Below are 21281 nucleotides of genomic sequence, written 5' to 3'. Positions count from 1 at the left end.
TATGAAAATCATTGACGCACATGTGCATTATTCCAATATTGCAGCTTTCCACGAAACGGCGCAGACCTTGGCGCATATCGACTATACCGGCAAGGGACTCCTGGAGGAGTTCCGCCGCAGCGGTGTCATTGCCGGGGTCGGCATGGGAGTGACCGAGACGGTTGCCGGAGCTTTTCCCGATTCCGCTGCGCTGAATCCTATGCTGCTTGACCTGAGCGAGACCCTGCCGGACAATCTGTTCACCTGCGTGGGCATTAACCCGCTCACCCTTCATCTGGAGGGGCAGCTTGAAGCACTGGAGCAATCGCTGCAGCGCTCCGATGTCGTTGGCATCAAACTGTACGCCGGGTATTACCACTTCAATGTGGGGGATGAGATCTATGATCCGGTCTATAAGCTGGCTGCCGCTTACGATCTCCCGGTGGTCATTCATGGCGGATTGACTTATGTGGACCAGGGATTGCTGAAGTATTCCCATCCGCTGTCCATGGAGGAGACCTTCCTGAAGCACCGGGAGATTACCTTCATGCTCTGCCACCTGGGCGATCCTTGGGTGATGGACACCGCAGCTCTGCTGGAGAAGAACCCTAATTTGTACACGGATCTATCCGGCTGGATTGTCGGCGATCAGGCCAAGGTGGACCGGCTGCTGACCGAGCAGACCTATACCGATCATTTCCGCCGGGCGCTGGTGTTCGCCGAGAAATACGACCGGCTGGTCTTCGGCACCGACTGGCCGCTGGTCCCGCTGGACGCTTATATTACCTTCGTGAAGCACCTGGTGCCGGAAGCTTATCATGAGGATGTCTTTTATAACAATGCACTCCGCGTGTTCCCTAAGCTTGCGGAGCGGATCAGCGAACTGAATCTATAATGAGATGGGCTGCAAACTTCCCCCGGAATGGTATTCCGGGGGTTTTTAGTTTCGTTTCCACTTGTTGAGTGGGGGCGGGTTACTACTTCTGATGGACGACCTGTGGTAAGCTGAGAGTAGACAGTATCAGCTTTAACACTGTAAGAGATTGTATTTCCTACAATAGAAAAGGCAGAGCTGACCGCAAAATGAAATTCTAATGTATTTCATACAGTGGAATGTTGTGTTTTGGGTGAAAAATGGCCTTTTTTCAATATTCAATTGTACGGAATACAATAGCTGCTATTTCGAAGCCTTTTTTACAGCAATCTATTGTACAAAATGCAGTTACTATCGTTCAAGTGCCTACAGCATCCGAATGACTGCTGTGCGAATGAGAAGCTGGCTCGTTAAGATCCGGTAATGGTCGTATTCACAAAGGGAGGCGGGTATTATGCCATACATACAGGTACACGATCTTGAAATGTTCTATGAACAGATGGGCACCGGGGAACCGGTAATCTTCCTGCACAGTCATTATTCCCGCAGCATGCTGGCCTTCAGCAGCCAGGTTTTGGACTTCCAGAGCCATTACAGTTGTTACTTCCCTGATCTTAGAGGGCATGGCAGGACCCGCTGCCAGGATCTGGACTGGTCTACTCCACGAATAGCTGAGGATGTCGCTGGATTCATGGATAGGATGAACATTGAACGGGCACATCTTATTGGATACAGTATGGGCGCGGGCGTAGGGCTGTACCTGGCGGTGAATCATCCGGGACGGATTGCTACGCTTACTACGATTGGAACCAGCGGATTCTGTGAACCGGCTGGAGCAGGAGAATACGAGCCTGAACAGCTGCTGGCGAATCAGCAGCAAGCCTTCATTAATCAGATGATCGAGAGGCATCAGGAGGCCCATCAGGGGAATTGGCAATACTATCTGCGGCAAACGGTGCAGGACTGGATCAGATACCCGGATCTCACGGAGGAGCAACTGGGCAGTATAACCTGCCCGGCACTGCTAATTTCAGGGGAAGATGACCCGTTCGCGGGAGAGGATAGAACGGTGAAGCTCGCTTCCCTGCTTACGGATGCAAGGACGCTGATCGTTCAGGGAGCAGGGCACCGCCCGCATATGTTAAGGGAACAGCCCATTCTGGTGAACGATACGATTCTTGAATTCCTTGCACAGAACCCTATCCACTAACACAAGGGGATGTACACATCCAGAAAGGAGTTACAGATGAAGAAAGTCATCGTGATCGGAGCAGGGATTCTCGGAGCCTCGGCAGCTTACCAGTTAGCAGTGATGGGCGCAGAGGTGCTGATTATAGACCGTCAAGACCCTGGACAAGCTACGGATGCAGCGGCAGGCATCATCTGTCCCTGGCTGTCGCAGCGGCGCAATCAGGCCTGGTACCGGCTGGCGAAGGCGGGGGCGCGGTTCTATCCTGAGCTGATTAGCCAGCTTAAAGAAGGCGGCGAAGCGCATACCGGTTATGCCAGGGTTGGAGCGCTTAGTATACATACGGATGAGAGCAAGCTCGACAGAATAGAAGAGCGGGCACGGATGCGGCTGGCAGATGCCCCGGAGATCGGAGTCATCACGCGGCTTAGCGCAGGGCAGACCCGTGAACGCTTCCCGCTGCTGGCGGAAGGATATGCCTCGGTTCATATTAGTGGAGCTGCCCGAGTGGATGGCCGCGCTTTGCGGGACGCTCTGCTTCATTCTGCGCAGCAGCAGGGGGCGGTCATGATAAGCGGTGACGCTGCGCTTGCCTTTGAACCGGGCCGGGTCACCGGAGTCAACGCAGGAGGACACTATTATCCGGCGGATGAAGTTATTATCTGTGCAGGCGCATGGGCGAACCCGCTGCTCATGCCGCTGGGCATTGACTTCAAGGTGAGCTACCAGAAGGGGCAGATCATGCATTTGCAGGTATCTGACCAACAAGATACGGAAGTCTGGCCGGTGGTGATCCCGCCAAGCGATCAATATCTGCTCGCTTTTGCCCGGCAGCAGATTGTTATCGGAGCTACTCATGAGAATGACGTAGAAGGATATAATACCAGAGTGACCGCCGGCGGGATACAGGAGATTCTGGCTAAGGGGCTGGAAGTTGCGCCTGGACTGGCGGATGGTACCTATAGTGAAGTGAGGGTCGGCTTCCGTCCGTTCACTCCGGGATTTCTGCCGGTCATAGGGGCTGTCCCCGGGTGGAGTGGAGTCCTTGCGGCCAATGGTCTGGGAGCCTCAGGACTTACGATGGGGCCGTATATCGGTTATCAGCTGGCGAAGCTGGCACTCGGCAGGGAGCCTGATCTGGAGCTGGAAGATTATAGCCTTCAGAGAGCCATAACGGGCGGATGATTACGAATACATTTCCTTCATTGGAACATTATGATTTAATTCGGCTTGCCGGATGAATTTTTGTTTGACAGAAGTGAAGGTCTGATCCATAATACAATCCATACTAAACATATATGATTTATAGGAAGGGTGGATCACACGTGATTAAATTAAAAGCTTCTATGAGAAAAACAGCAGGGCTGGGCACACTCGCGGTACTATTCGTATCGCTGCTTGCCGGCTGCTCCGGGTCTGCCAATCCTGCGGATTCCAGTAATGGGGCTCAGGCCAGTACGGCTCCAGCGGCAACGGAAAGTGCAAGCACAGCAGAGCCTGCAACTGGAGGCACCTTCGTGTATGGCCGCCCTGCTTCCGTAACGTCGTTTGATCTGCATAACCAGATTACATCGAATAACGCATTTGCGATTGATAAAGTGTTTGAGTCACTGGTTGCTTTTGACAGCAAGGGTGAAATTACAGATCAGCTCGCAGCCTCGCATACGATCAGCGAAGACGGCTTAACTTATACGTTCGTACTCCGTGACGGGCTGAAGTTCTCGAACGGTACGCCGGTGACCGCAGAGGATGCGGTATTCTCCCTCCAGCGGCATCTGAAGGTTGGCGGTCCCCTGGCCATCTCGGCCAAAGTAGATACGGTCAAGGCACAGGATGAGAAGACACTGGTAATCACGCTGAAAGAACCCTACACTCCATTCATTTCGGAGCTGTCGAACTTCTCGAACGGGATCATCCCGAATAACTTCGGCGGAGTGACCGAAGAGGAATTCTTCAAGAAGCCGGTAGGCACCGGGCCGTTCGTGATCGAGACCTGGGACCCGGCAGGTGATGTCACCTTCACCAAGAATACCAACTACTGGAAGGAAGGCCAGCCTTATATCGACAAGCTTGTCTATAAGCTGATCCAGGACGACAGCCAAGCCATCAACCAGCTTAAGGCGGGAGCAGTGAATGCAGTTGAAGCCCTGTCGCTACAGAATGCGGGTGAGATCAAGGATGGTGCAGACACAACAGTGGTAACGAACGGCAGCTGGGTGACAGAACAGCTCTTCTTCAATACACTGGATAAGCACTTCTCCGATGTGCATGTCCGCCGGGCACTGGCACTGGCGCTTGACCGTGACGGACTGACCAAGGCCCTGACCTTCGGCTATGCGCAGACGGCGACTTCGCTGCTGCCATCAACGATCCCTTACAATGCCAATGACAAGATCAATGCACTGAGCTTCGATCCGGCGGCTGCCAAGGCAGAGCTGGCCAAATCGGCCTTCCCTGACGGATTCTCCACCAAGCTGCTGGTGGCTTCGGGCAACAGCACCCGGGCCCAGGAAGCCCAGATTATCCAGGCAGCCGGCCAGGCGATCGGGATCAAGATTGAGATTGAATCGGTGGAGCTGGCCACCTTCCGTGAACGCTTCTTCGCTTATGATTTCGCGGCGATGCTGAACAGCGGTCAGGCGGATTCCCCGGAAGCGAACTCGATTCTGGCGTTCCAGACCGACCCGGAAGGCTTCAGCAAATCGTATTGGACGCATTACACGAATGAGAAGGTAACCAAGCTGCTATATGAAGGCCAGAAGACAGCAGACGGTGAAGGACGGGCTACCATCTACACCGAGCTTTTACAGACGCTTGCCGATGAAGTTCCTTACATCCCGCTGTACTATCCTGATATCCTGATCGGCGCCCGTTCTTCAGTTGACGGACTTGTGGTTCTGCCTAACGGCAGCATCCGTCTGGAAGATGTCCGACTATCTAAATGATGAAATCCAGGCTAACCCTGAGGGGTGCAGCTGGAAACAACGGTTCTTACAAGTGGCTGGCCCTAGCCCTTGTAAGAGCCTTACTTGTTATCCTCTGCGTAATGACGGCGGTCTTTTTCCTGATTCGAATTGTACCCGGTGACCCCGCCAAAATGATTCTAGGTGAATACAGCACACCTGAAGCGCTTAAGAATATGCACCACACACTGGGACTGGATCTCTCCTTATGGGATCAGTTCACCCGGTTCGTGAAGCTGCTGTTCACTCAGGGAGATACCGGAAACTCTATTATTGCCGGCACCTCGTCGAGAGAGCTGATTGCAGAGCGTGCTCCGGTCACACTACTGCTGATTGTAATTGCTTCGGTGCTTGCGGTAATTGTAGCCCTTCTGCTGGCAACGGTTGCTGCCACCCACAAGGACAAGCTGCTCGACCATCTGATCCGCATTATTCCAGCGGTCACCCTTGGGATGCCGGTCTTCTGGGTTGGGATTCTGTTCATTCTGTTCTTTAGTGTGCGGCTGGGCTGGTTCCCCGTAGGGGGAATCGGCGAGGGATGGTCGGGTACGCTCCATAGTCTGGTGCTTCCGGCGGTCACGATTGCTTTTTCACAGATTCCTACGCTGGTCCGCTCGCTGCGTGCGCAAATGCTGGAAGTGCTGGAATCCGAATTCGTGGTCACTCTCCGTGCAGCTGGAATTCCGTCCAGAGTCATCCTGTTCAAGCATGTGCTGCGCAATTCGGCATTGCCGACCCTGATGCTGCTGGGAGTGAATGTGTCCTACCTGATCGGGGGAACGCTCGTTGTGGAGCAGGTCTTCGGGATCAAGGGCATTGGCAGCCTGTTGTTCACCTCCATCTCGAATAGAGATTTTCCAGTGATTCAGGGGATTGCGCTCTATTGTGCACTGGCTGTTGTAATTATCAGTCTGCTAATCGAAATTATCTCCGGGTGGCTTGATCCCAGAACGAAGGGGAAATCATGAATACTACACAGATAGATACAACCCTGCCGGACCTCGGGAAGCCCGCAAGCGGACTCCGAAGAGTACTGAACACCCCGTCACTGCTGATCGGAATCATTATGTTCACTATACTTATACTGCTCGCCATCTTCATTCCTTATTTAAGTCCGTACAACCCGACGGAGCAGAATCTGAGCGCGTTCCTGCAGCCGCCTTCCGCAGCCCACTGGCTCGGTACCGACCAGCTTGGCCGTGATTTGTTCACCAGATTGATCTATGCCGCCCGGACGGATCTGACGATCATGGTGCTGGCTGAGATTATTCCGTTTTGCACGGGCGTCATGCTGGGCATGATTTCGGGGTACTATGGCAAATGGACCGATAGAATTATAGCGCTGATCACGGACACTTTTATTGCCTTCCCGTTCTATCTGATCGTCATTATCGTGGCCTTCGCCAGCGGGGCAGGGGAGCGCGGAATCTATATTACCTTCATTCTCGTAGGCTGGATTGTATTCGCCCGTGTGGTCAGAGGACTCAGCGCATCCTTCCGGAAGCAGGAATGGATCGCCTCGGCGCAGACGCTAGGTCTGCCCGGACACCGCATCCTTCTGCGCCATCTTCTGCCGAATGTACTGCCGCAAGCCGTTGTCGTGCTGATGACGGATATGATAGGACTCCTGGTAGCCATTGTTACGCTGGGTTATCTGGGAATAGGGATTGCCCCGCCTACGCCGGATTGGGGAACGATGATCGCAGACGGACAACCCTTCATTACTACAGCCTGGTGGCTGTCGGCGGTTCCCGGCTTCGCAGTTGTGTATACGGGAATTGCGTTGTCTCTCCTGGGAGACGGACTGGCCGATATCTGGAGGAGAAAAGGATGACAACACAACCTGTACTTGAACTCGAAACACTGACACTCGCAGCTTCTTCCACAGAAATCCTGGTCAACAGCGTCAGCTTCTCCCTTGAACGCGGCGAAAGCCTGGGACTAGTGGGCGAATCCGGCTCCGGCAAATCGCTGACGCTGCGGGCGATTCTCGGCCTGCTTCCGCGTGGTGTGGAGCAGACCGGGGGAGTGGTCCGCAGCAAGGTAAGCAGTGCCATGGTGTTCCAGGACCCCAGAGGGGCGCTGGATCCGCTCTGCCCGGTAGTGAAGCAGCTGACCGAGGTTGTATATTACAGACAGAGAACCAGTCTGAAGGCTGCGCGGCGCATCGCCCTGGAGCTGCTTGAACGGCTCGGTCTTCCAGATTCTCTGAAGAGAACTGACCGCTACCCGGGGCAGCTCTCCGGCGGCCAGTGCCAGCGTGTCGTCATTGCTCTGGCGCTGGCCTGCAAGCCGGGCATTCTGCTCTGTGATGAGCCGACCACCGCGCTGGATGTGACGGTTCAGCGGCAGATTATAGATACGATTACGAGTCTGCAGCAGGAGCTGGGCTTCGCTATGGTCTTTGTGACCCACAACCTGGCGATTGCCGCCAATCTTTGCTCCAGACTGGTTGTAATGAAGCAGGGCCGGATCATTGAGCAAGGCGAGACACATAGCCTGCTGCGGCATCCGGCTGAGGCTTATACACAGATGCTAATGGATTCGGTGCTCCCTCTGCCGGAGCTGGAAGGAGGCGGGATCTCATGGAAGTAGCATTACAGGTGCAGGATGTAACCGTCCGTTATGGCGGGTTCACCGCCCTTGATCAGATCCGGCTGGAGCTTGCGCGGCATACCACGCTGGGGCTTGTCGGCGAGTCCGGCTCCGGGAAGTCTACGCTGGCCCGGGTTATTGCCGGACTGATCACTCCGGATGAAGGACAGCTTCTGCTGGGTGCGGAGCCGTTAGGCAAGAAGCGGAGCAAGGCGCAGCATAAACAGATTCAGATGATCTTTCAGAACCCGGATTCTTCGCTGAATCCCCGGCATACCGTCCGGCAGATTCTGGCGGAAGCCTTGCTGTTCCACCGGATTGTAGAGCGGTCGCAGGTTGAGCGCAGAAGTAAGGAGCTGCTTGGCCGGGTGCAGCTGGATACCAAGTCTCTGGACAGATATCCGCATGAATTCTCCGGCGGCCAGCGCCAGCGGATCGCCATTGCCCGCGCGCTTAGTGTGGAGCCTAGCCTGCTGATTGCCGATGAGCCCACCAGCGCACTGGATGTCTCAGTACAGCGCAGCGTGCTGGAGCTATTCCATACGCTGCAAGCCGAGCTTAATCTGACGATGCTGTTCATCTCCCATGATCTGGGAGTCATTCATGCCGTCAGCGATACCGTCGCTGTGATGCGCCAGGGGCAGCTGGTCGAGGTGAATTCGAAGGATGAATTCTTCGTCCGGCCCCAGCATGAATACAGCCGGGAGCTATTGTCTGCGGTGCCCAAGATGCCGCAATATTGAACATTCATACCATCAGGAGGATTATATGAACCGTCAAACTACAGGATTCGTACCATTGACGTTATCTGAGCTGGACACACTAACACAGCAACTATCCCGGTTATTAGGGACACAGCATCCTCCGGTAATTATTCCGGGGGAAGCGATTCTAGGCATTGAGGCGGTAGCAGCAGGAATTGCTGCGCCGGGACGTACGATTCTGAACGTAGTGACCGGACCTTACGGCAGCTTGTTCGGGGAATGGCTTACGCGCGGCGGGGCTACCGTTAAGGAAGTGAAGGTTCCCTTCGACCAGGTGGTTACAGTAGAGGAGGTGGCCTCAGCGATTGAGCTGCATCAGCCGGATGCGATTTCTTTGGTACAGGCAGAGGTGGTTACAGGCGGCTCGAACCCTGCGGAGGAGATCTTCAAGCTGGCCCGCAGGCATGACCTGATTACGATAACGGATTCCGTGTCGGCGGTTGGGGGAGAGGCGCTGTCCGTAGATGAGTGGGCCGTGGACTTCGCTGTAATGGGTGCGCAAAAAGCGCTCGCCGGTCCTAACGGAATCAGCGCGGTCACTATTTCCCCACGAGGCTGGGCATTCTTGGCGTCGAACGAACGAGCTCCGCGCAATTCCATTCTGTCCTTGCTGGATCTGCAGCCATCCCCGGATGGCGCAGCGCCACTCCGCGTCCCGCCGAATATCCCGGTCCTGGAAGCCAGAGCCCTAATCGAAGCCCTGGAGGCTGTTGCCGAAGAGGGACTTTCACAGGTTATCCAGCGGCATGAACGTGCGGCGGCCTCTGCTGTCGCAGGGGTCGCGGAGCTTGGGCTTGCGCCTTGGCAGAAGGACAGCAGACATTATTCTACGCTGACTACGACTGTTCGGATTGACGAGCAGCCGCTTCTACTGATTAAGCAGCCTATCGGTATCGTCGCTCCCGGGGACGGAGAATTATTCGGTCAATTGCTGCGGATCAATCATTTCGGAACGAATGCCAGCCGGGAGAGTGTCGAAGCAGCGGTGCAGACGCTGGCCAGACTGCTGAAGCTGGATGCTGAACCGGCAGTGCAGGCCGTCCGCCAGATCTGGAGGGAAGTGGAATGATCCTTAAGCAGCCGCAATTTCAGGCATACACTGGAATCCATATTGCAGGCACCCAGGGGAAACGCTTCGATATCGAGATTACGAACGGGCGGTTCACCGCAGTGGCAGAAGTAGGTCCGCACCCGGAACAGGCGGAAGGCTCCCGGCAGCAGCAGCTATGGATCAGTCCGGGCATTCTGGATCTGCACACCCATCTGGCCTGGACCGACTTCGACCATGACGATCAGCTCCGCCGGGACCCCCGCGAGATTGAGGTGATGCAGGCGGAGGCCTTCGCCGCTACCTTGCGGACGGGGGTAACTACAGCCCGCGATGCCGGCGGTATTCTGCCAGCCACGATCCGGCATCTCGTGAAGTATTACCAGCAGCCGCTGCGGGTAGAGACCAGCAGTGAAATGCTGGGAGCTTCCGATGCCAAGGGGATTAAGCATCTGGAGAACCGCCTGACGGAGATCTACGCGACCGGGGCAGGCTGGGTTAAAATCATGGCAACCGGCGGTCTTGGCGCACCTACCGAGAAGGTTACGGAGCCGAACTTCTCCGGGGAGGAATTCGCCTTCATCGTCCGTCATGCCCATGCGAACGGGAAGAAGGTATTGGTGCATACCTGGGGCGGGGTGACGATTGACTGGTCGATCCAAGCCGGTGTGGAATCTATTGAGCATGGGATGTTCATGACCTGGGATCAGGCCGGGAGACTGGCCGAATCCGGCGTGGCTTACGTGCCGACCACTTCAATCTACCGGATTGCCGCCGATCCGAAGGGAGTGCTGGCGTTAAGTCCGCTCATCTGTGAACGTGCCGCCCGGGCCGCCGATGCTCATGCCATCGCGCTTGGATATGCCAGGGAGGCAGGGGTGCGGCTTGGCTTCGGCACCGATTACGCTACGCCTGCGCTGCATGGCTACAACCTGCAGGAATTCGACACGCTGCTGGACTACGGCCTGAGCCGGGTGGAGGTCTGGCGGTCAGCTACAGAAGACGCAGCGGCGATACTTGGAAGCGGCCATGAGCTGGGCCGGATTGCGGAAGGCTATATTGCCGATGCCGTCATCTACGCCGCCGATCCTTATCAGGCCAAGAATGCGGATCAACTGCGCACAAGCATTGTTACGGTCATTACTGGAGCGCTGGAAGAGGATTTGGTGTAGCGGTTGTACAAAGAGGCTGTCCTTTCTGATGAAGGACAGCCTCTTTGCGGTGTGATGGCCCGAGGCCAAATGTAATCGAAAAACCGATCATATTGGAGCGCTACGTAGGCGTGTGGCCGAATGTAATCGAAAAACCGATCACATTGGGGCGCTACGTAGGTGTGTGGCCCAATATAATCGAAAAACCGATCACATTAGGGCACTACGGAGGTGTGTGGCCCAATGTAATCGAAAAACCGATCACATTGGGACGCTACGTAGGCATGTGGCCGAATGTAATCGAAAAACCGATCACATTGGGGCGCTACGGAGGCATGTGGCCGAATGTAATCGAAAAACCGATCACATTGGAGCGTTACGTAGGCGTGTGGCCGAATGTAATCGAAAAACCGATCACATTGGAGCGTTACGTAGGCACGTGTGCGGAATGTAATCGAAAAACCGATCACATTGGGACGCTACGTAGGCATGTGGCCGAATGTAATCGAAAAACCGATTACATTGGAGCGCTACGTAGGGGTGTGGTCCCAATGTAATCGAAAAACCGATCACAATTGGACCCGGTGCGTATCTATCAAGCTAATTTCCTTTCCCCGTCAGGGTCGATATTGTTCCAATTGTACCAATCAAAGCTCGGTATACTGCTTAACCACTTGATCCAGGTAGGATTCAACCGCAGGCGTCTTTTGATTACCGGAAGTATTCAGAAGCGTTACCAGCTTGGGCAGAATATTTAGCACCTTGTTGTCACCTGGGCCCTCCATCAGGACGTGGTCGTAGGCCCGGCGCAGCTCAGGGTCGAGTTCATTCGTGTCGTAATCGTAGGCTGGGGTGTTATCCGAGCCGAGCAGTACTAGTGGAACCGTATAAGACATTTCATTGCGGATGGCCGCGGTCCGGTTCGACTTCGGATAATCCTGGACATAATCACTCATGATAGCCGCTCTGCCGATCAACTCATCCCAAGTGATCACGATACCTGCATCGAAGGTGGAAGGCTTGTTGCTCTCCGTTGCCATGATATCAATATACGCGGCGATATCCTTGCTGACATAGGGTTTGAAGACCTTGAAGCCTTCATAATGCATAACCGGATAATACATGCCTTCGCTGGACTCCAGCTTATAGCCTTTATCCCAAATCTCTTCAATCAGCTTGCGGACCGCAGGCGCTTTAACCCGCTTTAGAATCTCCGTATAGGTCATGTCGTTGTTAATTTCGGCATCCATTAGCGCTTTTTGCACAGCATCTGTATATAGCTTCTCAGAGAACCGCTCAAGCCCCGCCTTCTGGGCATTTTCCAATTGAAGGGTCATTACCGTGCCGTACCAGGAGCCAACTTTGGAGATATGGTTCATAAGATATTTGCGTGCCTGTGCGAGGCTTGCGGGATTGCTGACATATTTGCGGAACTGGTTGTAGACCGCCTGGGCATCCGATGCAGATGCAGCAGCTACCGGCTGTGCCCCCGTAAGTACTGTACCGCCTGCCAGAGTCAGAGCTGTACTTAGCAGCACCGCTCTTGCTGTTTTTGTTAAGGATTCTGATAATGTTCTCATTATGTACCTCCTGTGGGATAAGGTTTGCTGGTAACGCCTATATAAGAAGCACTAAAGAAATTAACGAAAAGCAAAAAGAAGCGGAGGGGAAATTTGGAACTGGAGGAGCGATAGCGACCGCCTTTGTGTTTGGATTTCTACCGCGAGGAGCGGTTTAAATAAAGAAATCCAAACTGGGCAGCGGCCGGAAGTCCAAATGTTCACCGCAGTGACGACCAAGCTTAGAGTTCAAACCTAAAGTGTATCTTATCTATCTTATCTATTTGGACAGATCCGGAATGGATGAATCGGGCGGCACTAGTGAAATAACGCTTGACTTGGAACGCATTTCATAACCTATAGTTCAGTGGAAGACTAGACAAAGGGGAGAAGAGGACATGAATCAAACTAGCAGAAAGATTGTTTTCATCGATATTGACGGAACGCTTCTCATGGAGAATGGAATAGTCCCGGAATCAGCAGTGCAGGCATGCCAGCAGGCACGGAAGAACGGGCATTTGCTGTACCTGTGCACCGGACGCTCCAAGGCTGAAATCTATGATTATATCTGGGAGATCGGGTTCGACGGGCTGATTGGAGCGGCAGGCGGATATGTGGAGAGCGGTGGCGAAATGCTTTATCATAAAAAAGTGACCCCGGAGGATGCGAAGCATTTGATCGATTATTTTAACGCGAACGGGGTCGATTTCATTCTGGAATCCAATACAGCGCTTCACGGCAGCCGCCATTTACAGCCGCATCTGGAGCGCAGAATCTATGGCGACTTGCTGAATGATCCCGAGGCGCAGGAGAGAAAACGGCAGTCACCTCATCCCTATATCGCAACACTCACTTACGGGGACGAGGAGTTATATCTGGATGACGTTAATAAGGTATGCTTCTTGGAGAGCAGCCTGCCCTTTGATCAGATTCAGAAGGAATTACAGGACCGGTTCACGGCGATTCAGTGCTCCATCCCGATCTTCGGGGAGAACAGCGGGGAACTGATGATGCCTGGCGTTCATAAAGCTTCCGCTATTGCCGATGTCCTGCATCATTTGAATATCCCGCTTGAGAACAGTATGGCGATTGGAGACGGGCTGAACGATATGGAGATGCTGGAATATGTCCAGGTGGGGGTTGCCATGGGCAATGCCCGCGAGCCGCTCAAAGCAATTGCCGATGATATTACCGATTCTATTGAGAACGATGGACTGTATAATTGCTTCCTGAAGCACGGACTGATCTGACTAACGGGTTGATCTCCGGGAAGACTCGTGTTAAAATGCACTTAATTAAGCGATTGGAGTTGAAGAGTATCGTGCGGACATTTCTTGCGTAATGTGACCAATAAACAAGCGTTATTTGCGGCGCGCAATTTATGGTTGATATGCAGGAAGGGTCTGCCTCTTTTCACTCTGGTCCAAATATCCTTATTCAAGTCCGCCTGGAGATAGTGTCCGGGTATGGGATTTGCTGTGTTTATTTGAGCTGCTGGAGGAGAACCTTCTTGCAGCTTTTATTTTTGTAAATACAGGAGGATACTTGTATGTCTTTGATTAATGTGAGCAAGCTGACTTTTGCCTATGAGGGCACTTACGAACATATTTTTGAGAATGTGAGCTTTCAGCTGGATACAGATTGGAAATTGGGCTTCACCGGCCGCAACGGCCGCGGCAAAACAACCTTCCTGAACCTGCTGCTTGGCAAATATGAGTACAGCGGGACGATATCCGCGCAGGTGGGCTTCGAGTATTTCCCGTTTGCGGTGGCTGACCCTGCGGCTCTGACCGTGGATGTCATGCAGGAGATTGACCCGGAGATGGAGCACTGGAAGCTGATGCGCGAGCTGTCGCTGCTGCGGGTGTCCGAGGATACGCTGTACCGGCCGTTTGAATCGCTGTCGAACGGGGAGCAGACGAAGGTGCTGCTGGCCGCTCTGTTCGCGCGCGAGAACCAGTTCCTGCTCATAGACGAGCCGACGAACCATCTGGATGCGAAGGGCCGGAAGCTGGTCAGTGACTATCTGCGTACGAAGAGCGGGTATATTCTCGTGTCGCATGACCGTGCTTTTCTCGATAACTGTGTGGACCATATCTTGTCGATTAACAAGACCAATATTGAGATCCAGAAGGGCAACTTCAGCAGCTGGTGGGAGAATAAGTCCAGACAGGATCAGTTCGAGCTGGCGGAGGATGAGAAGCTGCGGAAGGACATCAAGCGCTTATCGGACTCAGCCAAAAGAACGGGCGGCTGGGCGCATGAAGTCGAGAAATCTAAGAATGGCACCCGGAGCTCCGGCAACAAATTGGATAAAGGCTACGTCGGCCACAAGGCCGCCAAGATGATGAAGCGCTCCAAGTCGATTCAGCAGCGGCAGGAATCCGCCATCGCCGAGAAGTCGAAGCTGCTGCGGAATCTGGAGAGCGCGGACAGCCTGAAGATCGCACAGCTTCCTTATCATAAGCAGCAATTGGTGGAGCTGGAGGATCTGTCGATCCGCTATGACGACAAAACGGTATGCTCCGGTGTTAGCTTCGCTCTGGAACAGGGGGACCGGGTCTCCCTCTCCGGCAGCAACGGCTCAGGCAAATCAAGCATTCTGAAGCTGATCTGCGGGGAGGACATAAACTATACCGGCCACTTCGCACGGGACAGCCAGTTGTCTATCTCTTATGTATCCCAAGATACTTCGCAGCTCAAGGGCAGCCTGAGTGAATATGCGAGAGAGCAGGGGATCGACGAGAGCCTGTTCAAGTCGATTCTGCGGAAGCTCGATTTCTCGCGGCTGCAATTCGAGAAGGATATGTCCACGTACAGCGGCGGGCAGAAGAAAAAGGTGCTGATTGCCGCAAGCCTCAGCGAGCAGGTGCATCTGCACATCTGGGATGAACCGCTCAACTTCATCGATGTTATCTCCCGGATGCAGATCGAGGAGCTGCTGCTGGAATATACACCGACGATCCTGTTCGTGGAGCATGACCGCGAATTCTGCGCGAATATCGCGACTAAGCAGGTTGTACTCGACTAAGCAGGTATCAAATCTGTACCGGAAGCTCAAATTGTTCCTTCAACCGCTTGATGTCGGCCCGAGGGGGAGCGCCAAACATACGGGAATATTCCCGGCTGAACTGTGAGGCGCTCTCGTAGCCGACCCGGAAGGCAACATCGGCTGCATCTGCAGACTCAGCTAATAACAGGCGGCGAGCCTCTTGCAGGCGCAGCTGCTTCTGGAACTGGATCGGGCTCATAGCCGTAACTTCCTTGAAGTAGCGGTGGAATGCGGAGACGCTCATATTGGCGATATCGGCCAGCTCGTCAATCCGCAGAGCCTGTTCGCTATGGCTGACAATCTGTTCAATTGCTACCCTGATCCGGTAAGTGCTGCTGCCTTCCATGGCAATCTGGGCCAGCGTTACTCCATATGGTCCCTGCAGCAGTTTATACAGAATTTCCTTAGTATATAGAGGGGCAAGGAACGGGATGTCTTTGGGAGTATTGAGCAACCGCGCCAGACGGAGAAGCGCATCCAGCAGATCCGTGTCGATGTGTCCGACGAATAAGGCACGCCGGGCATTCTCCCGGGGGAGAATCTGCAGCTGCGATTCATGGAGGACCTCCAGAATCTGGTTTTGCGTGAATTCCATTTTGAAGCTTAAATAGGGAACCTCCGGGGACGCCTTAATCACTTGTCCCACTACCGGCAGGTTCATTGAAGCCACCAGGAAATCAGAAGAGGTATATACAAAATGCTCCTGAGCCAGCATAATCTCCTTCACGCCTTGGGTAATGAAGCAGAAACACGGGTTATACACTCTGTAAGCAGGCTCACTCGCCTGGGAGTAACGGATGAATTGCAGTGCAGGCACGGCCGTTTCATGAGCGCCGTCCCGGCCGGTATGCCGCTCAATCAGCCGGCACAGCTCAAGCTTTTGCGTTGCGATTGCTTCGGTCACTTGAGATCCTCCTTAGTTTCATATGGTTTCATTATAGGGCATATCCGGCGGGAGTGTTAATGAGAACGGTAGGATTAGGCAATCATTCGCGACTATTGTGATAACGCCAATCCATTATCTGTTGCACAATAAGAGAGACTGTAATCTACACTATTCTCAGGAAAGCAGGGAACAAGCGAATGGAATATACAAAAATGGGCAACACCGGCCTTGATGTCTCCAGACTGTGCCTGGGCTGTATGAGCTTTGGCGATGCCAAGCGCTGGGTGCACCCTTGGGTGCTGGATGAAGAGCAGAGCCGGACGATGATCCGTACCGCACTGGACCTGGGCATTAATTTCTTTGATACGGCCAATGTCTATTCTGACGGCACGAGTGAAGAAATGCTCGGACGGGCTTTGAAGGACATGACTGCCAGGGATGAGGTGGTGATTGCGACCAAAGTATTCTTCCCTATGCGAACCGGACCGAACGGCGGGGGCTTGTCCCGCAAAGCAATTATGAGCGAGATCGACCACAGCCTGAAGCGGCTGGGAACTGATTACGTTGATCTGTACCAGATTCACCGCTGGGATTATACTACGCCGATTGAAGAAACGATGGAAGCCCTGCATGATGTGGTGAAGGCGGGAAAAGCCCGCTACATTGGCGCTTCCGCCATGTATGCCTGGCAGTTCCAGAAGGCGCTGCATGTTGCTGATATGAACGGCTGGACCCGGTTCGTCTCCATGCAGAACCATCTGAATCTCATCTATCGTGAAGAGGAACGTGAGATGCTCCCGCTCTGTAAGGAAGAGGGCATTGCGGTCATCCCCTACAGCCCCTTGGCTTCCGGCCGGCTAACCCGGGACTGGGCGGAATCTACGCTGCGCTCGGAAACGGATCAGGTACAGAGATCCAAATACGATGCTACAGCCGATAAGGACCGCCTGATTGTCGAGCAGGTAGCTGCCATTGCGGCGGAGCGCGGAGTTCCGCGCATCCATGTTGCACTGGCCTGGCTGCTGCAGAAACAGCCGGTCACTGCGCCGATTATCGGGGCGACGAAGCTGTCGCATATTACAGATGCGGTGGGAGCGTTATCCCTTCAGCTGACAGCTGAAGAGATTGCCCGGCTGGAAGAGCACTACGTGCCGCATGCTATCGTTGGAGCGCTTTGAAAATTTCCATTTAGTAGACAACTGAATCAGCTTCATCCATTGAGCGCTTGCCGGTACCATTCCGGCAAGCGCTTTTTGCTGGAGCAGGAAACAGCCCTGCTTAAGGAGAAACTAACAGGAAGCCGAGAAATGCTGCCGGAGCGTTTGATTAAGGATTTGACTGGAAGCTGGATGCACAGTGATGAACTGCTGGATTCATGGCGGCATCTGGCCGCAAGAGTATAGAGATTACCATTACTAGGAGTGATAATTGTGCTGTCAAAGATCAGCCTTGAAGGCGAATGGAAGCTGCAGCTGGAAGAGAATGGGCAAGGACTGGTGCTACCTTTTACCGATGTAATTATGCTGCCGGGAACTACCTCCTTCGCCCGTAAAGGGCCGAAGAATGAGGAGATTCTGGTAGGCGCTCTGACGGATGAATTCCGTTATGAAGGACCGGTCTGGTACTCCAGAGAGGTTGGGATTCCGGAAGAGCTGGCGGGTAAGCACTGCTGCTTATATCTGGAACGTACAAGGCTTAGCACCCTCTGGGTAAACGGTGTGGAGATCGGCAGCCGCGACAGCTTGAATACTCCGCATGTATATGAGCTGCCGCAGCTGCAGCCCGGGAGTCATACGCTTACTATCCGGGTGGACAACACCGGCTATCCGACCAAAGGCGGGCATATGACCTCGCCGGACACCCAGACCAACTGGAACGGAATTACCGGGCGGATGGAGCTGCAGTTCTATGGGGAAGCCCGGATTAGCGGCATCCGGCTGAAGTCTGATCTGCCTGCACGTTCGGTGCAGATCTCCTCAACGCTGGAGAGCATGCAAGGTGCTACACTCGCGGTATCTGCTAATAGCTTCAATAGTGAGATAACACATTACGTAGAGGAACAGGAATATGTCATCACACCGGGTCCGTTCACTATAGACTATGCACTGGGTCCCGATGCGCTGCTGTGGAGTGAATTCGCTCCCCATCTGTATACTGTCAGCCTTGTTCTCAAGGGCAGCGATGGCATTACCGTGGACCGGCAGGAGGTGATCTTTGGGCTTAAGTCATTCCGGGCTGAGGGGGACAAGTTCACCATTAATGGGGAAAAGACTTTTCTGCGCGGCAAGCATGACGGCCTGATCTTCCCGCTCACCGGCTATGCTCCTACAGACGCCCGAGAGTGGGTGCGGATTCTGGGTATTGCGAAGTCCTACGGTATTAACCACTACCGCTTCCATACCTGCTGTCCGCCGGAAGCAGCCTTCACCGCTGCCGATCTGCTCGGGATCTACATGCAGCCGGAGCTGCCGTTCTGGGGAACCATTACTGTAGATACCGATGAAGGGCATAATCAGGCAGAGCAGGACTATCTGATCAGCGAAGGATACGCTATCCTGCGGGAATTCGGCAATCATCCATCCTTCGTCATGATGTCGCTAGGCAATGAGTTATGGGGCAGCAAGGAGCGGATTGATTCGTTCCTGGCAGATTATAAAGCGTTCGATGACCGTCCGCTCTACACCCAAGGCTCGAATAACCATCAATGGGTGCCGGAGGTGCTGGAGCATGACGATTTCTTCAGCGGTGTGCGCTTCACGCGCGACCGGCTGTTCAGAGGGTCCTATGCCATGTGCGATGCTCCGCTTGGCCATGTCCAGACCTCACTGCCAAGTACAATGAAGGATTACGACGATCAGATTGTTCCGCCGGGCTTCGGGAATGGTGAAGGAGTGTCCGTCGAGGCAGGCGGCGAGATCCTGATCCAGTACGGCACTGAAGCCAAGGCCGTACAATCCGGCAGTGAGTCCGGTGAATGGATAGCACAGGTTCCGGTAATCTCGCATGAGATTGGACAATATGCTACGTTTCCGGATTTCCAGGAAATCGGGAAGTACACAGGTCCACTCAAGGCCGGGAACTTCGTCATCTTCCGCGAACGGCTGGAGAGCAAGGGGCTTGGCCATCTGGCCGATGCATACTTCAAAAGCTCAGGCCAGCTCGCTGTCGCTTGCTACAAGGAAGAGCTTGAGGCTGCCTTCCGTTCCCGCCGGTTAGCGGGCTTCCAGCTTCTGGATCTCCAGGACTTCAGCGGCCAGGGTACAGCATTGGTAGGTGTTCTGGATGCCTTCATGGATTCCAAGGGGCTGATTAGCCCGGAAGAGTGGCGTACCTTCTGTAATGATGCCGTGCTGCTGGCAAGATTCCCTAAATACAACTACGGCGCCGGGGAAACCTTCGAGGCCCATGTGGAGCTGAGTTGCTTCCGCAGCGGCATGCCGGATGCCATTGAGCTTCACTGGGAGCTTGCGGTTGAAGGGGGAGTTCGGACAACGGGCTCAGCCGGAGCCTTTATTCCTGCCGGAACCCACTACATTGACATTTGTGATCTGGCGATAGAGCTTCCGGCGGTTGACCGGATGAGCCGTGCGGAGCTGGCGCTCCGGGTCCAAGGAACCGATATCCGTAAAAGCTACGACTTGTGGATATATCCTGAGCAGAGGGATAACCCGCTTGAAGCTGAAGGCATCCATGTGTTCACAGAGCTGTCTGAGAAGGCAGTCACCCTGCTGGAGCAAGGCGGCAACGTGCTGCTGATGCCGGAACCGGAGTCGGTTCAGAACGGAATCGAAGGCTATTATTGCACGGATTTCTGGTGCTACCCGATGTTCCGTTCGATCTCGGAGAGCATGAACCGGCCGGTTCCCATCGGTACCATGGGCCTGTTGATCGATAACGGGCATCCGGTGCTGCGCGATTTCCCTAGTGAAGCGTATTCCACCTACCCGTGGTGGACCATCGCCCAGCATTCCAAATCGCTTATCATGGATGAGGCGGACCGCAGCTGGAATCCCATCGTACAGACCATCGATAATTTCGAGCGTAATCACAAGCTAAGTTTCCTCACAGAGTGCAGCGTAGGTAACGGTAATCTGCTGCTGTGTGTACTGGATGCCGCTAAGGTGAGCCGGACCACTGAAGGCAGACAATTCTTGACCAGCATAGCCGGTTATATGAATTCTGCTGATTTCCAGCCGCAATACCGGGCAACGATTGCAGAGCTTCGGGCATTGATTCGTTAAAAGACTGGGTAGAGCTGTCCCACAGCCGTGAAGCGGCTGGTTGGGGCAGCTCTTTATACTTCTCTATTCTGCTGAATATACTCCATGAACCTTCTGGAGGCGGGGGACAGATAATGGTCCCGGCGCCATTGCAGGCCCACCTCCCATTCCCAGCCCGGTTCCTGGATGGGAATCCAGACCAGCCCGTCAAGCATCAGTCCCAGCGTCTGCGGAAGCACGGAGACGCCAAGCCCGGCTTTGATGAAGCCGGCCACAGTAATCAGATCCTCAGCGTCATAGGTGGAGGCCAGCTCGAAATTAGTATTTTGGAAGAGGGAGGTGATTGTGCTCTTGAGTCCGCAATTCGTCTTCAGTCCGACAAACGGCTCACCCGACAGCTCGAACAGACTCAATGAAGAACGCGAGGCGAACCGGTGGGAACTGGAGACCACAATATAAATCGGTAATCTGCGGATGACCTTCCATTCCTTATCCTCAGCCGTAGTCTCTCTGGACGTAATCAGCATATCCGAGGTCCCGTTATCCAGCGCTTCGTCGATATCCCCGTGATTCCCCTGATACAGATCAAACCGTACCTTCGGATGGTCTGCCTGATAATCTCTGATAAGCGATGGGATCAGGTCCACACCAAGAATATTCAGATAAGACAGATGAACGGTTCCACTCTCCGCATTGGACGACTCCTCAATCTCCCGCACCCCATTCCCGATATTGCGCAGCGCTTCTTCGACCCGCGAACTGAACATAACCCCATAGCGGTTGAGCTGGACATTGCGTCCCTTACGCTCGAATAAAGGAACCCCCAGCTCACTTTCCAGTTTGGAAATCGCATGGCTCAAGGCAGGCTGCGTAATTCGCAGCGCTTTGGACGCAGAGGTCATATGCTCAAGCCGGGCTACGGTCAGAAAGTACTCCAGTTGTGTAAGCTCCATGCAGACAGCCCCTTTATACATTAATATTATTAATGAATTTAATGAAAA

The 21281-nt window shown here is 54.0% G+C and carries 18 protein-coding genes; 15 read left to right on the top strand and 3 right to left on the bottom strand.

The window, feature by feature from the left end; translation table 11 throughout:
* Position 1: 1 nt before the first annotated feature.
* The 10 genes from C173_RS21925 to C173_RS21880 all read left to right on the top strand — a co-directional run bounded on the left by C173_RS21925 (position 2) and on the right by C173_RS21880 (position 10584).
* Positions 2-874 (top strand): amidohydrolase family protein, encoded by an 873-nt coding sequence (locus C173_RS21925; protein WP_036728484.1) that lies wholly within the window; start codon positions 2-4, stop codon positions 872-874.
* Positions 875-1307: 433 nt separating this feature from the next.
* Entirely contained in the window at positions 1308-2063 is a 756-nt protein-coding gene (locus C173_RS21920; protein ID WP_081751286.1) for an alpha/beta fold hydrolase, read from the top strand.
* A 36-nt stretch (positions 2064-2099) separates the two neighbouring features.
* The gene (locus tag C173_RS21915; RefSeq protein ID WP_036728481.1) at positions 2100-3227 is read left to right on the top strand and encodes an NAD(P)/FAD-dependent oxidoreductase; all 1128 of its coding nucleotides are present in this window, start codon (positions 2100-2102) and stop codon (positions 3225-3227) included.
* Between the two features lie 161 nt (positions 3228-3388).
* Positions 3389-4987, top strand: coding sequence for an ABC transporter substrate-binding protein (locus C173_RS21910; RefSeq protein WP_235191979.1), 1599 nt, complete (start codon positions 3389-3391; stop codon positions 4985-4987).
* Positions 4984-5973: an ABC transporter permease gene (locus C173_RS21905; protein ID WP_063830937.1), complete on the top strand. Its 990-nt coding sequence runs from the start codon at positions 4984-4986 to the stop codon at positions 5971-5973. The genes C173_RS21910 and C173_RS21905 overlap by 4 nt, the downstream gene beginning before the upstream one ends.
* Entirely contained in the window at positions 5970-6839 is an 870-nt protein-coding gene (locus tag C173_RS21900) for an ABC transporter permease (protein ID WP_155991610.1), read from the top strand. Before C173_RS21905 ends, C173_RS21900 begins: the two co-directional genes overlap by 4 nt.
* The gene (locus tag C173_RS21895) at positions 6836-7600 is read left to right on the top strand and encodes an ABC transporter ATP-binding protein (protein WP_036728473.1); all 765 of its coding nucleotides are present in this window, start codon (positions 6836-6838) and stop codon (positions 7598-7600) included. The genes C173_RS21900 and C173_RS21895 overlap by 4 nt, the downstream gene beginning before the upstream one ends.
* On the top strand, positions 7591-8343 hold the full coding sequence (locus tag C173_RS21890; RefSeq protein WP_036728471.1) for an ABC transporter ATP-binding protein: 753 nt from the start codon (positions 7591-7593) through the stop codon (positions 8341-8343). Before C173_RS21895 ends, C173_RS21890 begins: the two co-directional genes overlap by 10 nt.
* A 25-nt stretch (positions 8344-8368) precedes the next feature.
* Positions 8369-9433, top strand: a complete 1065-nt coding sequence (locus tag C173_RS21885; protein ID WP_036728468.1) for a pyridoxal-phosphate-dependent aminotransferase family protein — start codon at positions 8369-8371, stop codon at positions 9431-9433.
* The gene (locus C173_RS21880) at positions 9430-10584 is read left to right on the top strand and encodes an amidohydrolase family protein (protein WP_036728465.1); all 1155 of its coding nucleotides are present in this window, start codon (positions 9430-9432) and stop codon (positions 10582-10584) included. The genes C173_RS21885 and C173_RS21880 overlap by 4 nt, the downstream gene beginning before the upstream one ends.
* A gap of 626 nt (positions 10585-11210) precedes the next feature.
* Here the strand turns inward: C173_RS21880 and C173_RS21870 are convergent.
* Positions 11211-12143: a hypothetical protein gene (locus C173_RS21870; RefSeq protein ID WP_036728460.1), complete on the bottom strand. Its 933-nt coding sequence runs from the start codon at positions 12141-12143 to the stop codon at positions 11211-11213.
* A 377-nt stretch (positions 12144-12520) separates the two neighbouring features.
* Between C173_RS21870 and C173_RS21865 the strand changes: the two genes are divergently transcribed.
* Together C173_RS21865 and C173_RS21860 are read left to right on the top strand one after the other, a co-directional pair.
* Positions 12521-13372 (top strand): Cof-type HAD-IIB family hydrolase, encoded by an 852-nt coding sequence (locus tag C173_RS21865; RefSeq protein ID WP_036728457.1) that lies wholly within the window; start codon positions 12521-12523, stop codon positions 13370-13372.
* 299 nt (positions 13373-13671) lie between these two features.
* Positions 13672-15153 carry an Lsa family ABC-F type ribosomal protection protein gene (locus C173_RS21860; RefSeq protein WP_036728455.1) on the top strand — a complete coding sequence of 494 codons (1482 nt, stop codon included), beginning with the start codon at positions 13672-13674 and terminating at the stop codon, positions 15151-15153.
* Positions 15154-15160: 7 nt separating this feature from the next.
* On the opposite strand, the gene C173_RS21855 is transcribed toward C173_RS21860, so the two are convergent.
* A complete protein-coding gene (locus C173_RS21855; RefSeq protein ID WP_036728452.1) occupies positions 15161-16078 on the bottom strand; it encodes an AraC family transcriptional regulator in 918 nt (305 codons plus the stop codon).
* Between the two features lie 179 nt (positions 16079-16257).
* On the opposite strand from C173_RS21855, the gene C173_RS21850 reads away from it, so the two are divergent.
* The 3 genes from C173_RS21850 to C173_RS21845 are packed head-to-tail and all read left to right on the top strand — an operon-like array spanning position 16258 to position 20301.
* On the top strand, positions 16258-17238 hold the full coding sequence (locus C173_RS21850; RefSeq protein WP_036728450.1) for an aldo/keto reductase: 981 nt from the start codon (positions 16258-16260) through the stop codon (positions 17236-17238).
* Positions 17239-17277: 39 nt separating this feature from the next.
* Complete coding sequence (locus C173_RS35070) at positions 17278-17463, top strand: hypothetical protein (protein WP_235191978.1); 186 nt, start codon at positions 17278-17280, stop codon at positions 17461-17463.
* Positions 17464-17490: 27 nt separating this feature from the next.
* Positions 17491-20301: a glycoside hydrolase family 2 TIM barrel-domain containing protein gene (locus C173_RS21845; RefSeq protein WP_036728448.1), complete on the top strand. Its 2811-nt coding sequence runs from the start codon at positions 17491-17493 to the stop codon at positions 20299-20301.
* A 53-nt stretch (positions 20302-20354) separates the two neighbouring features.
* Here C173_RS21845 and C173_RS21840 read toward each other — a convergent pair whose 3' ends face one another.
* On the bottom strand, positions 20355-21233 hold the full coding sequence (locus tag C173_RS21840) for a LysR family transcriptional regulator (protein ID WP_036728446.1): 879 nt from the start codon (positions 21231-21233) through the stop codon (positions 20355-20357).
* Between the last annotated feature and the right edge of the window lie 48 nt (positions 21234-21281).

Source organism: Paenibacillus sp. FSL R7-277 (genome assembly GCF_000517965.1).
GTDB classification, from domain to species: domain Bacteria; phylum Bacillota; class Bacilli; order Paenibacillales; family Paenibacillaceae; genus Paenibacillus_AQ; species Paenibacillus_AQ silagei.
The sequence above is the reverse complement of the archived record's forward strand: the minus strand, read 5'-3'. Positions and strand labels throughout refer to the sequence as shown.